This is a genomic window from Xanthomonas campestris pv. campestris str. ATCC 33913, assembly GCF_000007145.1.
Classification (GTDB): domain Bacteria; phylum Pseudomonadota; class Gammaproteobacteria; order Xanthomonadales; family Xanthomonadaceae; genus Xanthomonas; species Xanthomonas campestris.
Window position 1 is genome coordinate 3,533,867 of record NC_003902.1, and the last position, 17,145, is coordinate 3,551,011.

Consider the following 17,145-nt stretch of genomic DNA (forward strand, 5'->3'; position numbering starts at 1 on the left):
GCCATGGCTGACAGTCCCGCCAAGCGCCACCACAGCCGCGTGCTCGCCGAGCTGGAAGCCGCCCAGCGCGCACCGCACCAGCTGATGGCCGGTGCAACGGCCTACGAGCAGCACATGGCGCAGCTGCAGAGCGATCGCCTGCGGCTGAAGCAGATCCAGTCCACCCAAGGCAAGGCTGCGCTCAAGGTGCAGCTGCTGCCGACCTACGTGCCGTATCTGGCCGGCGTGCTGGCCGGCGGCCAGGGCGCGCAGGACGAGATCGTCATGACCTGCATGGTGTGGCGCATTGATGCCGGCGACTATGCCGGCGCGCTGGAGCTGGGCGCCTATGTGCTCAAGCACAACCTGCAGATGCCCGACCGCTTCTCCCGCACGGTCGGCTGCGTGTTGGCCGAAGAGATTGCCGAGGCGGCGCTGTCTGCACAGAAGACCGGCCAACCGTTCGACGCGGCCGTCTTGGCCGACACAGCCACGCTGACCGCCGAGCAGGACATGCCCGACGAGGTGCGCGCCAAGCTGCACCTGGCACTGGCACGCGCATCGCTGGCGGGCATCACCGATGAGACGCCTGCCGACCAGGCGCAGCCCATCGCCGCTGCCGCTGTGGCCGACCTGCAGCGCGCCATCGCACTGCACGGCAGCTGCGGCGGCAAGAAGGATCTGGAGCGCGCCGAGCGCCTCTTGAAGAAGTTCAGCGTTGAGCCTGCAGGCACCAACGCATAACCGAGCGTCCCCGCAACCCTCGCCGGCTCGGGGCCGATCCACAGCACACCATCGCTGCGGTGACGCCCCGACCACCGGCGATCTCTTCCGAGCCATCCATGAGCGGATTCACTGCCACCGGCACCACCAGCGCCACGCCTGATGCGATCGCCAATGCAACGTTTTGGCCCGCGATCGCACCGGCGACTGTGCGGGCGAGCATGCGCCTGGATGGCACCGTGACCGATGCGCGTCTGCGCCACGCCATCGTCGCCGCAATGCTCGCGGTCAACGATGCGCTGCAGACGTGGGCAGACGCGCAACAGGCCGCCGGCTACGCGGTATTGGCCGACGTGCCCAGCACGACCGTCGATGGAATCTCGCGCCGCGTACAGCTTTACCTACGCGCCGTTGCGTGTGCCACCGCCGTTGAGGTGACAGAGCGTTACCGCAGCTTCGATGCCACCGACAGCGCAAATCAGCGCGCCGATGACCTGTCACCGAGCATCACCGAGCTACGCCGCGACCAGCGCTGGGCCGTGCGCGATCTGCAGAACCTACCGCGCAGCACGGTGGAGCTCATCTGATGCGCGTGCACGCCATGCAAGGCGACACCGTCGACCTGCTGTGCTGGCGCCACCTGGGCAGCACGGCCGGCCTGGTCGAGCGCACCTATCTCCTCAATCCCGGCCTGGCCGAACTGGGCGCCGTGCTCCCGCACGGCACGCCGGTGGAGTTGCCCGAGGTAACCACCACCACAGCGGCGATGACGCCGCTTGTGCAGCTATGGGACTGATCCGATGACCGAACCCACCTCCGTATCGAGCGGCTTTTTGATCGCCACCGGTGTGGGCCTTGCCTCCGTGCTGCCTGGCATCGACGGCGATGCGCTGATCGGCGCCTTCGCCGGCGGCGCGCTGTTCGTGGTGTCCGCCGCCAAGCAACCGCTGTTGGCGCGGCTGATCTATTTCCCGGTGAGCGTGATCGCCGGCTACCAGCTGGCGCCGGAAATCCTGCGCTGGTTGCCGATCAAGTCCAGTGGCGTGGCCGCCTTCGCCAGCGCGGCGTGCGCGATCACCGTCACGCTGGGCCTGATCGAAAAGAGCAAGTCCTTCGACTTTTCCTTCCTACGTCGTGGAGGTCCGCCCAGTGCATAGCCTGGTCACCGTCCTGACGTTGATGGCCTCGCTCGCCATCTGCGTCCGCCTGCTTACCTACCACCGGCCCGTCGATGCGCGCCATCGACGCGGCGCGGGCTGGTGCGCGTGGTTGCTGATCGCCAGCACCGGCGGCCAGGCGCTGCACATCCTGCTGGCCGGCGCCGGCTCGCAAGTCAGTCTCTGGCACCTGGGCACGTTGATCGTGCTGGCGGTGCTCACCTACCGCGCCCAGGGCAATGTGGCGCGCATCCTGAAGGTCGATTGATGTTCACCGATACCCAGCTCGCCTCGATCATGCAGTGTTCGCCGCAACGCGCTCAGCGCTGGCACGGCCCACTGCTCGCCGCCGCCAACCGCTTTGGCATCACCACCAAGCGCCGCGCTGCGCACTGGCTCGGTCAGGTCGGCCACGAAAGCCTGAGCCTGTCGCGCATGGAAGAAGGGCTGACCTACACCACCAGCGCTCGGCTGTTGGAAGTGTTCGGCACGCGCATCACACCGGCCCAGGCGCCCAAGTTCCTGCGCAATCCGGTCGGCCTGGCCAACTTCGTCTACGCCGACCGCCTGGGCAACGGCAACACCGCCAGCGGCGACGGTCACCGCTACCGGGGCCGTGGCCCGATGCAGCACACGTTCCGTGGCAACTACCGCCGCATCGGTGAGCTGATTGGCCTGCCGGTGGAAGAACAGCCGGATCTGCTGCTGCAGGTTGAGCCAAGCGCACTGGGAGCGGCGGCGTACTGGCACGACAACGGCCTCAACGTGCTGGCCGATACGGGCGACGTGCTTGGCCTGGGCCGCAAGATCAACTTGGGCAACGTGCGTGCCAAGCGCTTGCCCGAAGGCCACAGCGATCGCGTCACGCGCACGCAGCGCGCCCTGCAGATCCTGGGCGTGAGCTGATGGTCACGCGCCTGATCATCCTGCTGGCGCTGATTGCAGCGCTCGTCGGTAGCTGCGTGTGGCAGGAGCAGCGCGTCAGCGCCGCGCAGAAAGACCGCGATGCGGCGCTGCAGGCCAAGCGCCTGGCCGAAGCTCAACGCGACAGCGCCAAAGGCTCCACCACCGTCGTGACGCAGTACGTCGACCGCGTGCAGATCGTGCGCGAAGCCGGCGCCACTATCACCCGTGAGATCCCGATCTATGTCACCCAGAAAGCCGATGCTGCTTGCGCTATCCCTGCTGGTTTTGTGCGGCTGCATGACGCCGCCGCCACGGGCAACCCTGCCGGGCCGCCCACCGGAGATCCTGATGCGCCGACCGCCGGCATTACGCTCTCTGCCATCGCTGGCACCGTCGCAGACAACTACACCAGCTGCCATGCAACCGCCGCGCAGCTGAGCGCGCTGCAGGACTGGATCGACCTGCAGGTACCGGAGCCGGCGCCATGATCAAGCCCGCCAGCCTGCGCGCGCATCTGGTCGCGGCCTTGCCGGATCTGGCACGCGATGCCGACCGGCTGCTGGTGTTTATCGACGCCGGTAGCCTGGTCAGCACTTTCCAGCCGGGACTGTCGTTCGAGTACCAGTACACGCTCAATCTGATCTTGACCGACTACGCCGGCCACCCGGACAGCGTGATGCTGCCGCTGCTGGAATGGGTGCAGGTCAATCAGTCCGAGCTGCTGTCCAATCCCGCGCGCCGTGGCGACATCGCCTTCGAGGCTGACATCCTCGCCAACGATGCCGTGGATCTGTCGATCAAGTTGCCGCTGACCGAGCGCGTTGTCGTGACTGCGAAGGATGGCGTCGGCTACGACATCACGCATGCGCCCGAGCCAGTGATCGATACGACATGGATGAGCTGACCGCACTGGAGAACTGGGCCGCACCGCTGCTTGCGCGCCTGCAGCCCGGTGAACGCCGCACGCTGGCACGCAAGATCGGAACGGAACTGCGGCGCTCGCAGAGCCAACGTATCGGCAAGCAGCAAGCGCCTGATGGCACGCCATACGCACCGCGCAAGCAGCAGCTGCGACAGAAATCCGGGCGCGTCAAACGCGCGAAGATGTTTGCCAAGCTGCGGCAAGCCAAGTTCTTCAAGGTCAGCGCAACTCCCAACGCTGTGAGCGTAGGATTCGTGGGGCGCGTGTCCCGCATTGCCCGTGTGCATCAAGAGGGGCTAACGGAACGTATCCGGGCGGGCGGACCCAAAGCGCGCTATGCCAAACGTGGATTGATTGGAATAAGCAAGCACGACAGTAAAGAAATTGGAAATCTAATAATTTCAGCTCTTGGTGATTATCGTCTATGATCGGGGTGCATACTTCACCACTCACGCAAAGGAATAGAAATGAGTCTCGAATTCAAGACGGCGATGATCTACGGGGATCTAAGTTCAGATAGCGCCTCCGAGCAATATCCGGAAGTCACGGCTTGCACAGATTGTATCGAAAAAGATAGCAAGCGCGCCGAGGATCAAGAAATCGTTCAAATCACTGGCGATTACGACTCTTCGTATGGTGAGGAATGCCATTTTTGCGATACACCCGCCGAGCCAGATTAATTCATTTTCAATAACTTAATGAAATTGAATTAAAATGCCAAGCAAAGAAGAGACCCCGCAACCTAAACAAGGCGCGCATAATGCGGTGCCTTGGTATAGACAAAAAATAACTTTCTTGTCATTGCTTGCCCCGGTTTTTATTTTCCTCGGCTGGATCCTCCTAAGTGGACCAACTGCGCTTCAGAACTCGCGAATACTTCCAGATGAAGTAAATAAAACATGGCATGCTTTCAGTAGCTGGCTTCACGAGGATGAGGAATGGACTGGAACATGGTCTGCCACACCTGAAGGGTATGTTGATTTTGAAGAAATGCTCCTGTCTGATACTGACCTTATAATTACACTATCTTCATCAGAAGGAAATTTAAGTGGCACTGTAGCTAGTAAATCCATTTGCCGAGCCATGCCTTTATTTAATTTTAATTTATTAGAAGGGAGTGTTTCTGCGCTTGGCAGCAGAGCGGAAATTAAAGTATTCGATCATATTGGCGGGAAAAGATTGGATCTTGGCTCTATACAATTGCGGCGTAACGGCCCCGTTATGGATGTGATTGCCGGGGCTATATTTTTGCAGGTTCTTCCCGTTCCAGTTCGGATAGCTCGACATCCAAACGGATCCGAATCCAGCCAACCTGAACCTATGAGTGACTACTGCGCAAAAGAACGAGAAGCTTTGTTTGAGAAATTACGGAATGAGTCTGGCGACGAAAAAATCCAGTAAGCGACCATTTTATCTTTCGAATTTATGAAGGGAAAAAGGATACAACGATTTCCGACGCACCAATTCACCTTGTAAAACCAGCTAAGACTAGCTGAGTCACTGGAAGCGGCATGCGGTCACATTGATGCTTGATGCATGTTCCTTGCAGCAAGCGGCCATGGCTTCTTTTACGGCAGTTGACCTATCTAAGCTCCAAGCGCCAGATTTGATCGAGGCTCTGGACTTCGAAACGATATTCGCCGAAGCGCTGGCTCAATTCCGCCGACTGATGCCGGAGTTCTCTGCACTCACCGAAGCGGAACCGGTCTACAAGCTCGTGCAACTGTTCGCGGCCCGCGAGCTGCTGATTCGCCAGCGCGCCAACGACAAGGCGCAGCAGACGATGCTGGCCTTCGCCACTGGCACCAACCTTGATCACCTCGGCGCGCTGTTCGGTGTGGCGCGCCTGGTGCTCGCTCCGGGGCAACCTGAGACCGGCATTGCACCGACCCATGAGTCGGACGTGGACTTCCGCCGCCGCATCCAGCTGGCGCCCGAGGGCTTCAGCGTTGCCGGCCCCGAGGGCGCGTACATCTATCACGCGCTCAGCGCGGCGGCCGACGTCATGGATGCCAGCGCTACCAGCCCCGCGCCTGGGCAAGTGCTGGTCACCGTGCAATCGCGCACCGGCGACGGCACCGCACCGCAGGAACTGCTCGACGAAGTGGCCGCTGTCCTCACCGATGCCGACGTGCGCCCGTTGACCGACGAGGTAGCTGTCCAGAGCGCACAGATCGTCCCATACGCCATTCGTGGGCGCGTCTACACCTACGCCGGGCCCGACTCGGCGGTGGTCATGCGCGAGGCGCTGCGCAGCCTGCAGGCCTATCTTGCCGAGGCGCACCGCATCGGCCGCGACGTCCCCGAGTCGGCCATCAAGGCCAAGCTGTTCGCTGATGGCGTGCAGCGTGTTGAGTTGGACTCGCCTGCAGCCGACATCCGCATTAGCCGCACGCAGGCTGCGTACTGCACTGCGATCGACATCGTGCACGCCGGCATCGATGAGTAATTCTCCGCTGCCGCCCAATGCCACGCCGATGGAACGCGCCCTGGCGGCCGTCACCGAGCGCCTGGAAGCGATCCCGCTGCCGTATCCAGATCTGTGGAATCCGGACACGTGCCCAGCCGGCCATCTGCCGTGGCTGGCGTGGACGCTCTCGGTTGACGACTGGAAGGCCGACTGGAGCGATGCGGTCAAGCGTTCGCGCTTGCGTAGCGCTATGGCAATCCAACGCCGCAAGGGCACCGCCAATAGCGTGCGCATGGTGGTGGCCTCGTTCGGGGGTGCGGTGACCATCCGCGAGTGGTGGCAGCAGCAGCCACGCGGCCAGCCGCACACCTTTGAGCTGACCCTTACGCTCAATGGATCTGATGGCAGAGCCGCAAGCGCTCGATTTGTCGATGAGGTCATCGCCGAGGTTGAGCGCACCAAGCCGGTCCGCTCGCACTTCGGCTTCGTGCAGGGGCTACAAGCCACCGGCAATGTCTCGCTGGTTACCGGTGTTCGCATCATCAACTACCGCCGTCTGTCGATGATGGCGCAGGGATAAGCTATGGCATTACAACTCATCCTCACCACCGCCGGTCGCGCGGCGCTGATCAACGCCGAGAAGAACGGCACCAACGCCGTCAAGGTGACCAGCATCGGTTTTACGGCGGCGGCATTCGCTGCAACGGAAGACCTGAAGACAGTCCCAGGCCAGCACCTGACGCTCTCCAGCATCTCGGGCGGCACCACGTCGTCCACCACCATCCACGTCACTGTCAGCGACACGAGCCGGGCAACCTATGAGGTTCGCGGCTTTGGGCTGTACTTGGAAAACGGCACGCTGCTGGGCAGCTATTCCCAGCCCGAGCTGATCATGGAGAAGGCCGCCGCCTCGGATCTGCTGATGTCCGCCGACATCCTGTTTTCTGGGGTCACGGTGTCTTCGGTGACGTTTGGCAATGCCAACTTCACCAATCCGGCTGCCACCACCGAGAAGGAAGGCATTGTCGAACTCGCCACACGTGTTGAGGCCATCGCAGGCACGGATGCACAACGTGCCGTCACACCGGACGCACTGAAAGCCGCGATCGACAGCCGCAGCGGCTGTGCGCGCTTTGAGGCATCCGGCACCTTTGCGGTCCCGGCAGGGGTGACGGCGATCTACGTGAGCGCATGTGCCGGCGGAGGTGGTGGCGGTGGCGGTGGAACCCGCGCCGAGAAGTCCAATGGGTCGGGGGTCTACACCGCAACTGGCGGGGGCGGCGGAGGCGCTGGGCAGTCGATTCAGCGCGTGCGCTTTGCGGTCACACCTGGCGTCAGCCATCCGATCGTCATCGGTGCCGGTGGATCAGCTGGCGCAGGCTCACGGACGGATGGCGCATCTGGAGCCGCCGGTAGTGCCGGGGGGGCGACGGTCATCGGCAATCTCATCACCCTGGCTGGAGGTCAGGGCGGCGGCGGCGGGCTGACGGGCGCTAATCAGGTTGGCGGCGCGGCCGGCGGAGATGGCTATCCGGCCGGCGGTGACTCGGCATCTATTGCTGCGGTTTCGCCCTACGGCCCTGCCGGCACCGGAGGCTCGTGCGCGTTTGGCGGTGGCGGGCCCGGCGGTCGCAGTGCGGGCGACACCACATCGGCTAGCCGCAAGGGCTATGGGTTTGGCGCTGGCGGCGGTGGTGGCGGCGGTGTGTCCAACGGTGCTGGAGTAAGCACGTTCGGCAAGGATGGGGCCGTCGGGTGCCCTGGCTTCGTTTTCATTGAGTGGTGCTGAGATGACGATTGGTCGTTATGCAATGATCCAGACCGGCAACGACGTGGTGGTCAACGTCATCGTTTCCGATAGCAGCTTCACCATTGACGGCTTCGAGTTTCGCGCAGTCCAAGACAAAACCGTTTGCGAGCCGGGCATGTACTTCAATCGCCGCGACGGGCTGTATTACTTCGACGCGCAGTTCACCCAGCGCGAAGTCATTACACCTGAGCCGCCTACCAATTTGTAGCACCGCTGCGCTGCGTAGATCACGCAGCTACAGCACAACTGCGGTGTCATCCTGCACGCGCGCGACGACCATGACTGCATGGGCAACGCATCCTCCGCACTGAGTAACGCCATTCGCCTCGGCACCGTCGCCGAGGTGAACCTGGTCAACGCACGTTGTCGCGTGCAGGTCGGCGAGATGCTGACCGACTACCTGCCTTGGGTGGTCACGCTGGCCGGCACCACCATCATCTGGTCAGCGCCTGCAATCGGCGAGCAAGTCGTGGTGCTATCGCCTGCAGGCGACCTGGCCGATGGTCTGGTGCTACGCGGCCTGTACTCCGACCAATTCGCCGCGCCTGCCGCGTCAGACACGCTCCACGTGCTGCGCTTTGCCGATGGCGCGCAGATTCATTACGACACCGAGGCGCATGCGCTGCAGGCCACGCTACCAAGCGGCGGCACCGCGTCCATTACTGCCGATGGCGGCATCACGCTCAACGGCCCGCTGACGGTCAACGGCGCCACCCAGATCAATGGCGAGGTCGGCATTACCGGCACCGCGACCGTCGACACCGACGTGGTGGGCGGCGGGATCAGCCTCAAGCATCACAAGACCACCGGCGTGACCGCCGGTACCGCGCTCAGCGGGGGCCCGCAGTGATCGGTGTCGACGCCACCACCGGGCGCGTGATCGAGGGCGAGCAGCACCTGGCCCAGTCGATCGCCTGCATCCTCACCACGCCGGTCGGAGCGCGCGTGCACCGCCGCGACTTCGGCTCGCTGCTCCCCGAGCTGATTGACCAGCCGTTCAACGGCGCCACCCGCACGCTGCTCTACGGCGCCACCGCTACCGCGCTGATGCGCTGGGAGCCGCGCCTGCGGCTGACGCGCGTCGGCCTGGTCGTCGGTGATGCACCCGGCAGCTTCGTACTGACCATCGAAGGCCAGCGCACTGACGTTGCGCCCGCCAATGCGCGCTCGCGCCTGACCATCCCGCTCCGCTTCCGCTCGTCCTGATCGAGGAACCTATGTCCACTGCCTACCACCACGGCGTTCGCGTCATCGAAGTCAGCGCAGGTGCGCGCGTCATCCGCACCGTCTCCACTGCCATTGTCGGCCTGGTCGCTACGGCGTCCGATGCGGATGAAAAGGTCTTCCCGCTCAACAAGGCTGTGATGCTCACCGACGTGCTGGGTGCCATCGCCAGTGCCGGCACCAAAGGCACCTTGCGCGACACCCTGCAGGGCATCGCCGATCAGACCAATCCCGTGACCGTGGTCGTGCGTGTGGCCGAAGACGAAGACGCGGACAAGACCTCGTCCAACGTCATCGGCGAGGCCAAGTCCAGCGGTTACACCGGCCTATATGCCTTGCTCGCCGCGCAGGCACAGCTGGGCGTGCGGCCGCGCATCTTGGGCGCCCCTGGCCTGGACACGCTGCCGGTGGCCAAGGCGCTTGCGACCATCGCCAAGAAGCTGCGCGCCATGGCCTATGTGCGACCGGTCGCCGAGACCGTCGCGGAGGCAGTCACCTACCGCGGCCAGTTCAGCGACCGCGAGCTGATGCTGATCTGGCCGGACTTCTTGGCCTTCGATACCACCACCAGCACCACGACCGCCGCGTACGCCACCGCGCGTGCGCTCGGTCTGCGCGCCAAGATCGACACCGAACAGGGCTGGCACAAGAGTCTGTCCAACGTGCCCGTGGCCGGCGTCACCGGCATCTCCAAGGATGTGCATTGGGATCTGCAGGATCCGGCCACCGATGCCGGCGTGCTCAACGAGGGCGACATCACCACGCTGATCACCTTCAACGGCCAGCGCTTCTGGGGCTCGCGCACGTGCGCCGAAGACAACATGTTCGCCTTCGAGACGGCCACGCGCACCGCGCAGGTCCTGGCCGACACCATCGCCGAGGGCGTGGCGTTCTACGTCGACAAGCCGATGCATCCCTCGCTGGTCAAAGACATCGTCGAAGACATCAACGCCAAGTTCCGCGACCTGAAGGCATCCGGCTATCTGATCGACGCCACCGCCTGGTTCGACGGCACGGTCAATAGCGCCACCACGCTTGCCGATGGCGCGCTGCGCATTGACTACGACTACACGCCGGTGCCGCCGCTGGAGAACCTGCAGCTGTACCAGAAGATCACCACCAGCTACCTGGCCGACTTCGCCGAACGCGTCAACGCGTAACGCACCCGCCTTTGATTCCCGGAGAAACGCATGGCTTTGCCCAAGAAACTCAAAGCGCTCAACCTGTTCAATAACGGTGAGAGCTATCTCGGCCAGGTGGTCGAAGTGAAGCTGCCCACGCTGTCCCGCAAGATGGAGGAATATCGCGGCGGCGGCATGAATGGCCCGGTCGATATCGACTTCGGCCAGGAGAAGATCGAGCTCGAATGGAAGTGCGGCGGCATGATGCGCAGCGTGCTGAATCAGTACGGCGCCACCACGCACAATGCCGTGCAGCTGCGCTTTGCCGGCTCCTACCAGCGCGACGACAGCGGCGCGGTGGATGCCGTCGAATTTGTGGTCCGCGGCCGTCACAAAGAGATTGATCCCGGTACTGGTAAGTCCGGCGACGACACTGAGTTCTCCGTCAAGACCTCCGCCAGCTATTACAAGCTGATGATCAATGGCTCCACCGTGATCGAGATCGATCTGATGAACATGATCGAGATCGTCAACGGCGTGGACCTGCTCGCCCCGCATCGCCGTGCCATCGGCGCCTGACCCTTCCGGCCTGGCGCCGCCAGGCCTCAGACCTGAGACCTACCGATGACCCCGACCTTTTCCCCAGCTATTCCCCTCGACCAGCCCATCACGCGCGGCGAGCAGACCATCACCGACCTCAAGGTGCGCAAGCCCGGTGCCGGCGAACTGCGCGGCCTTAAGCTGACCGACGTGCTGCAGCTGGATGTCACCGCCCTGGCAACACTGCTGCCGCGCATTTCCTCGCCCACGCTGACCACCGCCGACGTCAATGCAATGGATCCGGCCGACCTGCTGGCGGTCGGCCAGGAGGTGCAGGTTTTTTTCTTGCCCAAGGCACAGAGGGAAGCGGACTTCCCGACTGCGTAGAGGATGCGATGGCCGACATCGCGGCCATCTTCCATTGGCCGCCGTCTGAAATGGACGGCTGGTCGCTGCACGAACTCACGGCGTGGCGCGAGCGTGCCCGCCTGCGAAGCGGAGCCGAATGATGCCCCACCCGAATCCCGAGGCCGCCTAAATGGCGGCCTCTGACAATCTGCGCCTGCAGGTCATCCTGGCCGCAGTCGATCGCGCCACCGGTCCGTTCCGCCGCGTGCTCAATGGCAGCCGTGGCGTTGCCACGGCGCTACGCAACCAGCGTGATGCGCTGCGCCAGCTCAACAGCCAACACCGCGACATCGGCGCCTACCGCGAGCAGGTGGCTATGGCGCAGCGCGCCAAGGCCGCGCTCGATGCGCAGAGGCAGTCGGTGCGCACGCTTGCCCAACAGATGAAGGCGGCCGGCACGCCCACAGCAGCAATGAATGCCGAGTTCGAGCGCGCCGTGCGCACTGCCCGGGAGCTCAAGGCCGCCCATGGTGCACAGGAAGCCGGCCTGCAGCGGCTGCGCGGCCGGCTGGAGACGGCCGGGATCAGCACCCGCGAGCTCGTCACCCACGAGCGCCGGCTGCGCAGCGAGATCGAGAGCACCAACACCGCCCTGCGCGCCCAGCAGCAACGCCTGGTGGCGATCGACGCCGCACAGCGCCGCAGCGCCCGCATCCAGGGCGCCGGCCTGCAAGCGAGCGCCTACGGCGCGGGTATGGCGTTCGCCGGCCAGCGCGCCTTGCGCGCCTCCGCACTGCCGATCAGCGATGCGATGGAATTCGAGTCCGCCATGGCGGACGTGCGCAAGGTCGTGGACTTCAGCACACCGCAGCAGTTCGCCCAGATGGGCCGCGATGTGGAGAACCTGTCCATGCGCCTACCGATGCTGCCGGCCGATATCGCCAAGATCGTGGCGGCCGCCGGCCAAGCGTCCATCCCGCGCCAGGAGCTGGTCCGCTTCGCTGAGGATGCGGCGAAGATGGGCGTGGCATTCGACAGCAGCGCAGAGGAAGCCGGCCAGACGATGGCGACCTGGCGCACGGCGTTTCGCATGGGCCAGGCCGAGGTGGTCGTGCTGGCCGACAAGATCAACTACCTCGGCAACACCGGCCCGGCGAGCGTCAACAAGATCAGCGCGGTGGTGAACCGCATCGGTGCCCTGGGCGAAGTCGCCGGCCTGCAGAGCGGCCCGCTGGCGGCCCTGGGCGCCACCGTCGCCGGTATGGGTATCGAGTCGGAGGTTTCGGCCACCGGCATCAAGAACATGCTGCTCACCCTGGCCTCGGGCGAGTCGGCCACCAAGAGCCAGCGCGAGGCCTTCGACAAGCTGGGCATCAAGGCCACCACCATGGCCCAGGTGATGCAGAAGGACGCCGGCGGGGCAATCATGTCCGTGCTGCAGAAGCTGCGCGCACTGCCCAAAGCAGAGCAGGCAGCGACCATGACGCAGCTGTTCGGCCGCGAGTCGATCGGTGCGATCGCACCGCTGCTGACCAATCTGGAGCTCCTGCAGGGCAACTTCGCCAAGGTCGCCGACGCGCAGCGCTACGGCGGCTCGATGTCGGCCGAGTACGCATCGCGGGTGGCCACCTCGGCCAACTCGCTGCAGCTGCTGAAGAACACCGCCGTGGTGGTGTCCCAGTCGATCGGCCAGACCCTGCTGCCGCAGTTCAAGGAATTGACCGAGCGCACCGCAGCCGTGGTCGGCCAGGTCACAACGTGGATCCGCGCCAATCCAGCCCTGGTCGGCGCGATCGCAAAGGTGGCGATCGGCGCCGCTGCGCTGGTCACGATCCTGGGCGGGCTGTTGGTGGCCGGCGGCGTCGCCGCGATGGCGTTCTCGCAGATCCACGGCGCCGTGGCGCTGCTGTCGGGCGGCGGCGGGTTCGGCGTGCTGATTCGCCAGGCGCTGTCGTTCGGCGGCCGCGTGCTGCCCATGCTCGCCAACGGCGCGCGCCTGCTGCTGCCAGTGCTCGGCGGCGTCAGCTTGCCGGTGCTGGCGATCGGTGCAGCCGTTGCGGCGGTGGCGCTGCTGGTGTGGAAGTACTGGGGGCCGATCAAGGCCTTCGCCATCGGCGTGTGGCAAGGCATCGTCGATGTGGCCGCGCCGGTGCTGGCCGAGCTGCAGACCGCGCTCGCGCCGCTGGGCCCGGTGTGGGACACGGTGGCCGCCGCGATGGGCCAGGCCTGGGCGTGGGTGAAGCAGCTGCTGACACCGTTCGAGGCCACCACCGCGCAGTTGCACGGTGCAACCCAGGCCGGCCGCGGCTTCGGGCAGATCCTGGGCGCGGTGCTGGTCACCCAGCTGCAACTGGCGGTCAAGGCGATCGGTTGGCTCGTGCAGGCGTTCGTGTTCGTGCTGCCGGTCATCAAGCAGATCCTCGGCGGCGTGTGGCAAACCGTCCAGGGCACGTGGTCGCTGATCGTCGGCGTGTTCACCGGCAACGGCGATCGCATCCGCCAAGGGCTTCTACAGCTGTGGGCCGGTATCAACCTGCAGTTGGCCAACTGGCCGGCCCGGATGCTGCAGGCCGGCGCGGATATGATCAGCGGCCTTGTTCAAGGCATCCGCTCCAAGCTCGGCGCCGCCAGCAATGCGATCGCCAGCGTCGGCACCGGCGTGGTCGATCGCTTCAAGGGCGTGCTGGGCATCCACAGCCCCTCGCGCGTGTTCGCCCAGTTGGGCGACTTCACCATGCAAGGCCTCACCGTGGGCCTGCAGCGCGGCCAGGGCGCGCCTGTGCAGGCCGTCATGGCGCTTGGCAACCGGATGCGTGCGGTGGGCGCCGGCCTGGCCCTGGCGACGGCCACAGCGCCTGTGGCGGCGATCGACAGCCGGGCGCCGCTGTCGGCACCTACGCGGGCCGCCAGCGCGCCTGCAGGCAGCAACAGCTACGTCATCCATGTCCATGCCGCACCCGGAATGGATGCGAACGCACTGGCGCGCGAAGTCGCCCGCCAGATCGAAGAGCGCGAACGGCGCACGGCGGCCACTCGCCGCTCCAGCCTGCGCGACGACTGAGGATCCACCCCGATGATGATGTCCTACGGCACGTTTGTGTTTGCCCTCGATAGCGCCGCATATCTGCAGCTGCAGCGGCAGATGAGTTGGCGCCACGCCACGAGCGATCGCGTTGGTGCGCGAGCGGCCAGCCAGTTCCTGGGTCCAGGCGATGAGACCATCGAGCTGTCAGGTCTGATCGCGCCGGACCTGACCGGCTCGCGTGGATCGCTGACCACGCTGCGCAGACTCGCAGCAGCCGGCGAGCCGCTACCGCTGGTCGATGGCACGGGCTGGGTCTATGGGCCGTATGTGCTGCTGGCTGTCAACGAGACGGCCTCGCTGTTCTTCCCCGATGGCACGCCACGCCGGGTCGAGTTCCAACTGAGCCTGCGCCGCACCGACGACATTGCGCCCGAGGCGACCGCCCCATGAGCTACCCGATTCCGCAATGGCGCGTGGTGCTCGATGGCACCGACCTCACCGAGCGCATCGCACCGCGCCTGCTCGATCTCACCCTCACCGAATGCCGTGGCGGCGAAGCCGATCAGCTGGATCTGCGCATCCACGACCACGACGGCAAGATGGCGCTGCCCAAACGCGGCGTGCGCCTGGCCGTGGCGCTGGGCTGGAAAGCCACCGGCCTGGTCGACAAAGGCACCTTCATCGTGGACGAGGTGGAGTACAGCGGCGCGCCCGACATCATCACCGTGCGCGCGCGCAGTGCGGATCTCACCGCCGATATGCGCACGCGGCGCGAGCGCAGCTGGCACAACACCACGTTGGGTGCAGTGCTCAACACGCTCGCTGGCGAGCATGGGCTGACGCCACGCGTGGCCGAGGCGCTGGCGCGCACCAAGCTGCCCCATCTCGACCAGGCCATCGAGAGCGACATGAATCTGCTCACCCGCTTGGGGCAGCGCTTTGATGCGGTGGCAACGGTGAAGGGAGGTGCGTTGGTCTTTGCGCCGATCGGCGCCGGCACTACAGCGGCCGGCAAGCCGTTGCCTACCGTCACCCTGACGCGGCGCGATGGTGATCAGCATCGCTACTCAGTCGCCGACCGTGATGCTTACACCGGCGTGCGCGCGTACTGGGTGGACAAGGGCAAGGCGCGGCGGCAGTCGGTGCTGGTCGGCACAGACGACAACGCCAAGCGCCTGCGCGAGTCTTATGCAGATGAGGCAACGGCACGCCAGCATGCGCATGCTGAGTTCGAACGCGTGAAGCGTGGGACGGCAAAGTTCGACTACACGTTGGCGATTGGAAGGGCCGAGCTGTATCCGGAGCAGAGTGTTACGGTCGGCGGATTCAAGCCAGCGATAGATTCGCAAGGGTGGATTATCTCTCGGGCCACTCATTCCGTCAGTAGAGTCGGCTTCCAAAGCCACCTAGAGCTTGAGATATTCAGTGACTAGGCCGGTTGAAGTAAGAATTCCCCCTATAGTTGGCAGGCGGGAATTGTTGGTAAGCTGTTAAAAATATTTCCTATGGAGGGGTAACTTGAAAAAGACCGGGCATCGAGACCCTAAGGATGGCCTTAAACACACGGTTCGCTCCAAGGACCGTGAGCGCCGAAATATTAAAAGAAAGGATTGCAATTATATTTCTGGCAGATACGGCCAGCACATACCAACGAAGAACTATAAATTTAAACTAAAAGGGAAAGTGCGTGGAACTGAATTTGTGCGCCTTCCCGCCACAATGGATTTGTCGTCTGACGAAAATAGAAATGATGTTCTTTCCGCAATCGCACGCATAAAATCTGCGTCTCTATATGGCAACTATCGTAAGGTTGTGCTTGATCATACTTCAGTAACATCTATGTCTCCCGAAGTAGCGATGCTGATGCTTGCGGAAATTCAAAGATGTAGAATTTACTGCGAACCAAGGACGCAGCTCACCGGCACTTATCCCGCAAACCATGATGTCTCTCATCTTTTGACGGAAATAGGTTTCTATAAATCATTAGGAATAAAAGCTCCCAAGCTTCCAGCGACCTACGACTCGCGGACTTACATCAGAGTTGAGCGGCATAACAAGATCTTAGCAAAGGTAGCTGACGACCTACTCACATGCTTTGAAACTGAATTCACTTTTTCACCTCAAGATAAGCGCCGTCTCCAGATAGCGTTAGTAGAGTGTATGGACAATGTCTTTCAGCACGCATACGTTTTTAACGAATCATGTCCAGCTGAAGCACATTTGTTTCGTGAATGGTGGATGGTCGGCTATTCAGATAGCACAGACAAATCGATTTCATTCAGTTTCCTAGATCAAGGTAGAGGCATTGCTTCTACAATTCGGCGCAAGCTCGGCCGCAGTGTGATTGGCAAGTTGGGGGCCTGGCATGATGGTCACTTCATTTCACGCGCCGTGCGAAAACGCATCTCTAGAATCGACTCAAAACGCCGAGGTCACGGACTGAAAAAGCTCAAAGCATTCGTAGATAGGCTTGACTTTAACGGAACTCTTCGTGTACTGGCGAACAATGGCGATGTACAATGGACCACAGGACAGAAAAGTGTCGAACGTTCGATGCCCACGGAACTATCAGGAACTTTGGTGGTCTGGTCTCTAAAGCCACCCCAACTGTTGCCGACCACTACAATATCTCATGCTGACTCAGACCATGAAATCCACCATGTTTAACGTAGCCAAATCTTTTTCTCGCTTCCCAGGGGGGCGAAGGAAAGATCATGGCCAGTTTTCAGGAGAAGAATTTCGTAATAAAGTCACTATTCCCCTGCTTGATAGTTACGATCATGTTACTTTTGACCTTTCCGGCACAGTCGGCTATAGCTCAGGCTTCTTAGATGAGGCTTTTGGTGAGATTGGTAAAATTCTTGGAATAAGCGAGGCAAAGCGCAGGGTAACAATCTTGGCTCAAGATGATCCTGAGGCTGTTGAAACAGTCTGGCTTCGTATAAGCGAAGCATCAGCGGAATCCCGTTAATCTAATGGT

General features: G+C 63.0%; 26 protein-coding genes. All 26 read left to right on the forward strand.

Annotation, left to right across the window (positions count from 1 at the left end; all coding sequences use genetic code 11):
• Positions 1–3: 3 nt before the first annotated feature.
• The 26 genes from gpM to XCC_RS15530 all read left to right on the forward strand — a co-directional run bounded on the left by gpM (position 4) and on the right by XCC_RS15530 (position 17,136).
• Complete coding sequence (gene gpM, locus XCC_RS15405) at positions 4–723, forward strand: phage terminase small subunit (protein ID WP_011038095.1); 720 nt, start codon at positions 4–6, stop codon at positions 721–723.
• A gap of 98 nt (positions 724–821) precedes the next feature.
• A complete protein-coding gene (locus XCC_RS15410) occupies positions 822–1,289 on the forward strand; it encodes a head completion/stabilization protein (RefSeq protein WP_011038096.1) in 468 nt (155 codons plus the stop codon).
• Positions 1,289–1,498: a tail protein X gene (locus tag XCC_RS15415; protein ID WP_005917735.1), complete on the forward strand. Its 210-nt coding sequence runs from the start codon at positions 1,289–1,291 to the stop codon at positions 1,496–1,498. The genes XCC_RS15410 and XCC_RS15415 overlap by 1 nt, the downstream gene beginning before the upstream one ends.
• A 4-nt stretch (positions 1,499–1,502) precedes the next feature.
• The gene (locus tag XCC_RS15420) at positions 1,503–1,859 is read left to right on the forward strand and encodes a phage holin family protein (protein WP_005929454.1); all 357 of its coding nucleotides are present in this window, start codon (positions 1,503–1,505) and stop codon (positions 1,857–1,859) included.
• On the forward strand, positions 1,852–2,127 hold the full coding sequence (locus tag XCC_RS15425; protein WP_005922189.1) for a phage holin family protein: 276 nt from the start codon (positions 1,852–1,854) through the stop codon (positions 2,125–2,127). The genes XCC_RS15420 and XCC_RS15425 overlap by 8 nt, the downstream gene beginning before the upstream one ends.
• Positions 2,127–2,765, forward strand: coding sequence for a glycoside hydrolase family 19 protein (locus XCC_RS15430; RefSeq protein ID WP_164923337.1), 639 nt, complete (start codon positions 2,127–2,129; stop codon positions 2,763–2,765). The genes XCC_RS15425 and XCC_RS15430 overlap by 1 nt, the downstream gene beginning before the upstream one ends.
• A complete protein-coding gene (locus XCC_RS15435) occupies positions 2,765–3,253 on the forward strand; it encodes a hypothetical protein (protein ID WP_011038098.1) in 489 nt (162 codons plus the stop codon). The genes XCC_RS15430 and XCC_RS15435 overlap by 1 nt, the downstream gene beginning before the upstream one ends.
• Positions 3,250–3,669, forward strand: a complete 420-nt coding sequence (locus XCC_RS15440) for a phage tail protein (protein WP_011038099.1) — start codon at positions 3,250–3,252, stop codon at positions 3,667–3,669. The genes XCC_RS15435 and XCC_RS15440 overlap by 4 nt, the downstream gene beginning before the upstream one ends.
• Complete coding sequence (locus XCC_RS15445; protein WP_011038100.1) at positions 3,657–4,115, forward strand: phage virion morphogenesis protein; 459 nt, start codon at positions 3,657–3,659, stop codon at positions 4,113–4,115. The genes XCC_RS15440 and XCC_RS15445 overlap by 13 nt, the downstream gene beginning before the upstream one ends.
• 39 nt (positions 4,116–4,154) lie before the next feature.
• A complete protein-coding gene (locus tag XCC_RS15450; protein ID WP_164923338.1) occupies positions 4,155–4,367 on the forward strand; it encodes a hypothetical protein in 213 nt (70 codons plus the stop codon).
• 34 nt (positions 4,368–4,401) lie between these two features.
• On the forward strand, positions 4,402–5,088 hold the full coding sequence (locus XCC_RS15455) for a hypothetical protein (RefSeq protein ID WP_164923339.1): 687 nt from the start codon (positions 4,402–4,404) through the stop codon (positions 5,086–5,088).
• Positions 5,089–5,245: 157 nt separating this feature from the next.
• Complete coding sequence (locus tag XCC_RS15460; protein ID WP_011038101.1) at positions 5,246–6,136, forward strand: baseplate assembly protein; 891 nt, start codon at positions 5,246–5,248, stop codon at positions 6,134–6,136.
• Positions 6,129–6,677 (forward strand): phage tail protein I, encoded by a 549-nt coding sequence (locus tag XCC_RS15465; protein WP_011038102.1) that lies wholly within the window; start codon positions 6,129–6,131, stop codon positions 6,675–6,677. The genes XCC_RS15460 and XCC_RS15465 overlap by 8 nt, the downstream gene beginning before the upstream one ends.
• 3 nt (positions 6,678–6,680) lie before the next feature.
• Positions 6,681–7,886 (forward strand): tail protein, encoded by a 1,206-nt coding sequence (locus XCC_RS22570; RefSeq protein WP_011038103.1) that lies wholly within the window; start codon positions 6,681–6,683, stop codon positions 7,884–7,886.
• Between the two features lies 1 nt (position 7,887).
• Positions 7,888–8,115, forward strand: a complete 228-nt coding sequence (locus XCC_RS15475; RefSeq protein ID WP_164923340.1) for a hypothetical protein — start codon at positions 7,888–7,890, stop codon at positions 8,113–8,115.
• 78 nt (positions 8,116–8,193) lie between these two features.
• The gene (locus tag XCC_RS15480; RefSeq protein ID WP_011038105.1) at positions 8,194–8,757 is read left to right on the forward strand and encodes a phage baseplate assembly protein V; all 564 of its coding nucleotides are present in this window, start codon (positions 8,194–8,196) and stop codon (positions 8,755–8,757) included.
• On the forward strand, positions 8,754–9,113 hold the full coding sequence (locus XCC_RS15485) for a GPW/gp25 family protein (RefSeq protein WP_011038106.1): 360 nt from the start codon (positions 8,754–8,756) through the stop codon (positions 9,111–9,113). The genes XCC_RS15480 and XCC_RS15485 overlap by 4 nt, the downstream gene beginning before the upstream one ends.
• 11 nt (positions 9,114–9,124) lie before the next feature.
• On the forward strand, positions 9,125–10,291 hold the full coding sequence (locus XCC_RS15490) for a phage tail sheath protein (protein ID WP_011038107.1): 1,167 nt from the start codon (positions 9,125–9,127) through the stop codon (positions 10,289–10,291).
• A 30-nt stretch (positions 10,292–10,321) separates the two neighbouring features.
• The gene (locus XCC_RS15495; protein WP_011038108.1) at positions 10,322–10,831 is read left to right on the forward strand and encodes a phage major tail tube protein; all 510 of its coding nucleotides are present in this window, start codon (positions 10,322–10,324) and stop codon (positions 10,829–10,831) included.
• Positions 10,832–10,876: 45 nt separating this feature from the next.
• Positions 10,877–11,179, forward strand: coding sequence for a phage tail assembly protein (locus XCC_RS15500; protein ID WP_011038109.1), 303 nt, complete (start codon positions 10,877–10,879; stop codon positions 11,177–11,179).
• Between the two features lie 8 nt (positions 11,180–11,187).
• Positions 11,188–11,301: a GpE family phage tail protein gene (locus tag XCC_RS15505; protein WP_005922203.1), complete on the forward strand. Its 114-nt coding sequence runs from the start codon at positions 11,188–11,190 to the stop codon at positions 11,299–11,301.
• A 29-nt stretch (positions 11,302–11,330) separates the two neighbouring features.
• On the forward strand, positions 11,331–14,201 hold the full coding sequence (locus XCC_RS15510; RefSeq protein ID WP_011038110.1) for a phage tail tape measure protein: 2,871 nt from the start codon (positions 11,331–11,333) through the stop codon (positions 14,199–14,201).
• Positions 14,202–14,213: 12 nt separating this feature from the next.
• Entirely contained in the window at positions 14,214–14,615 is a 402-nt protein-coding gene (locus XCC_RS15515) for a phage tail protein (RefSeq protein WP_011038111.1), read from the forward strand.
• Positions 14,612–15,598 carry a phage late control D family protein gene (locus XCC_RS15520; RefSeq protein ID WP_011038112.1) on the forward strand — a complete coding sequence of 329 codons (987 nt, stop codon included), beginning with the start codon at positions 14,612–14,614 and terminating at the stop codon, positions 15,596–15,598. The genes XCC_RS15515 and XCC_RS15520 overlap by 4 nt, the downstream gene beginning before the upstream one ends.
• A gap of 85 nt (positions 15,599–15,683) precedes the next feature.
• Complete coding sequence (locus XCC_RS15525; RefSeq protein ID WP_164923341.1) at positions 15,684–16,832, forward strand: hypothetical protein; 1,149 nt, start codon at positions 15,684–15,686, stop codon at positions 16,830–16,832.
• Positions 16,813–17,136: an STAS-like domain-containing protein gene (locus tag XCC_RS15530; protein WP_157382238.1), complete on the forward strand. Its 324-nt coding sequence runs from the start codon at positions 16,813–16,815 to the stop codon at positions 17,134–17,136. Before XCC_RS15525 ends, XCC_RS15530 begins: the two co-directional genes overlap by 20 nt.
• Positions 17,137–17,145: the final 9 nt, after the last annotated feature.

Coding starts and splice junctions, on each gene's coding strand:
- gpM (WP_011038095.1), top strand. CDS start 4: ATGGCTGACAGTCCCGCCAAGCGCCACCACAGCCGCGTGCTCGCCGAG.
- XCC_RS15410 (WP_011038096.1), top strand. CDS start 822: ATGAGCGGATTCACTGCCACCGGCACCACCAGCGCCACGCCTGATGCG.
- XCC_RS15415 (WP_005917735.1), top strand. CDS start 1,289: ATGCGCGTGCACGCCATGCAAGGCGACACCGTCGACCTGCTGTGCTGG.
- XCC_RS15420 (WP_005929454.1), top strand. CDS start 1,503: ATGACCGAACCCACCTCCGTATCGAGCGGCTTTTTGATCGCCACCGGT.
- XCC_RS15430 (WP_164923337.1), top strand. CDS start 2,127: ATGTTCACCGATACCCAGCTCGCCTCGATCATGCAGTGTTCGCCGCAA.
- XCC_RS15435 (WP_011038098.1), top strand. CDS start 2,765: ATGGTCACGCGCCTGATCATCCTGCTGGCGCTGATTGCAGCGCTCGTC.
- XCC_RS15440 (WP_011038099.1), top strand. CDS start 3,250: ATGATCAAGCCCGCCAGCCTGCGCGCGCATCTGGTCGCGGCCTTGCCG.
- XCC_RS15445 (WP_011038100.1), top strand. CDS start 3,657: ATGGATGAGCTGACCGCACTGGAGAACTGGGCCGCACCGCTGCTTGCG.
- XCC_RS15450 (WP_164923338.1), top strand. CDS start 4,155: ATGAGTCTCGAATTCAAGACGGCGATGATCTACGGGGATCTAAGTTCA.
- XCC_RS15455 (WP_164923339.1), top strand. CDS start 4,402: ATGCCAAGCAAAGAAGAGACCCCGCAACCTAAACAAGGCGCGCATAAT.
- XCC_RS15460 (WP_011038101.1), top strand. CDS start 5,246: ATGGCTTCTTTTACGGCAGTTGACCTATCTAAGCTCCAAGCGCCAGAT.
- XCC_RS15465 (WP_011038102.1), top strand. CDS start 6,129: ATGAGTAATTCTCCGCTGCCGCCCAATGCCACGCCGATGGAACGCGCC.
- XCC_RS22570 (WP_011038103.1), top strand. CDS start 6,681: ATGGCATTACAACTCATCCTCACCACCGCCGGTCGCGCGGCGCTGATC.
- XCC_RS15475 (WP_164923340.1), top strand. CDS start 7,888: ATGACGATTGGTCGTTATGCAATGATCCAGACCGGCAACGACGTGGTG.
- XCC_RS15480 (WP_011038105.1), top strand. CDS start 8,194: ATGGGCAACGCATCCTCCGCACTGAGTAACGCCATTCGCCTCGGCACC.
- XCC_RS15490 (WP_011038107.1), top strand. CDS start 9,125: ATGTCCACTGCCTACCACCACGGCGTTCGCGTCATCGAAGTCAGCGCA.
- XCC_RS15495 (WP_011038108.1), top strand. CDS start 10,322: ATGGCTTTGCCCAAGAAACTCAAAGCGCTCAACCTGTTCAATAACGGT.
- XCC_RS15500 (WP_011038109.1), top strand. CDS start 10,877: ATGACCCCGACCTTTTCCCCAGCTATTCCCCTCGACCAGCCCATCACG.
- XCC_RS15505 (WP_005922203.1), top strand. CDS start 11,188: ATGGCCGACATCGCGGCCATCTTCCATTGGCCGCCGTCTGAAATGGAC.
- XCC_RS15510 (WP_011038110.1), top strand. CDS start 11,331: ATGGCGGCCTCTGACAATCTGCGCCTGCAGGTCATCCTGGCCGCAGTC.
- XCC_RS15515 (WP_011038111.1), top strand. CDS start 14,214: ATGATGATGTCCTACGGCACGTTTGTGTTTGCCCTCGATAGCGCCGCA.
- XCC_RS15520 (WP_011038112.1), top strand. CDS start 14,612: ATGAGCTACCCGATTCCGCAATGGCGCGTGGTGCTCGATGGCACCGAC.
- XCC_RS15530 (WP_157382238.1), top strand. CDS start 16,813: ATGAAATCCACCATGTTTAACGTAGCCAAATCTTTTTCTCGCTTCCCA.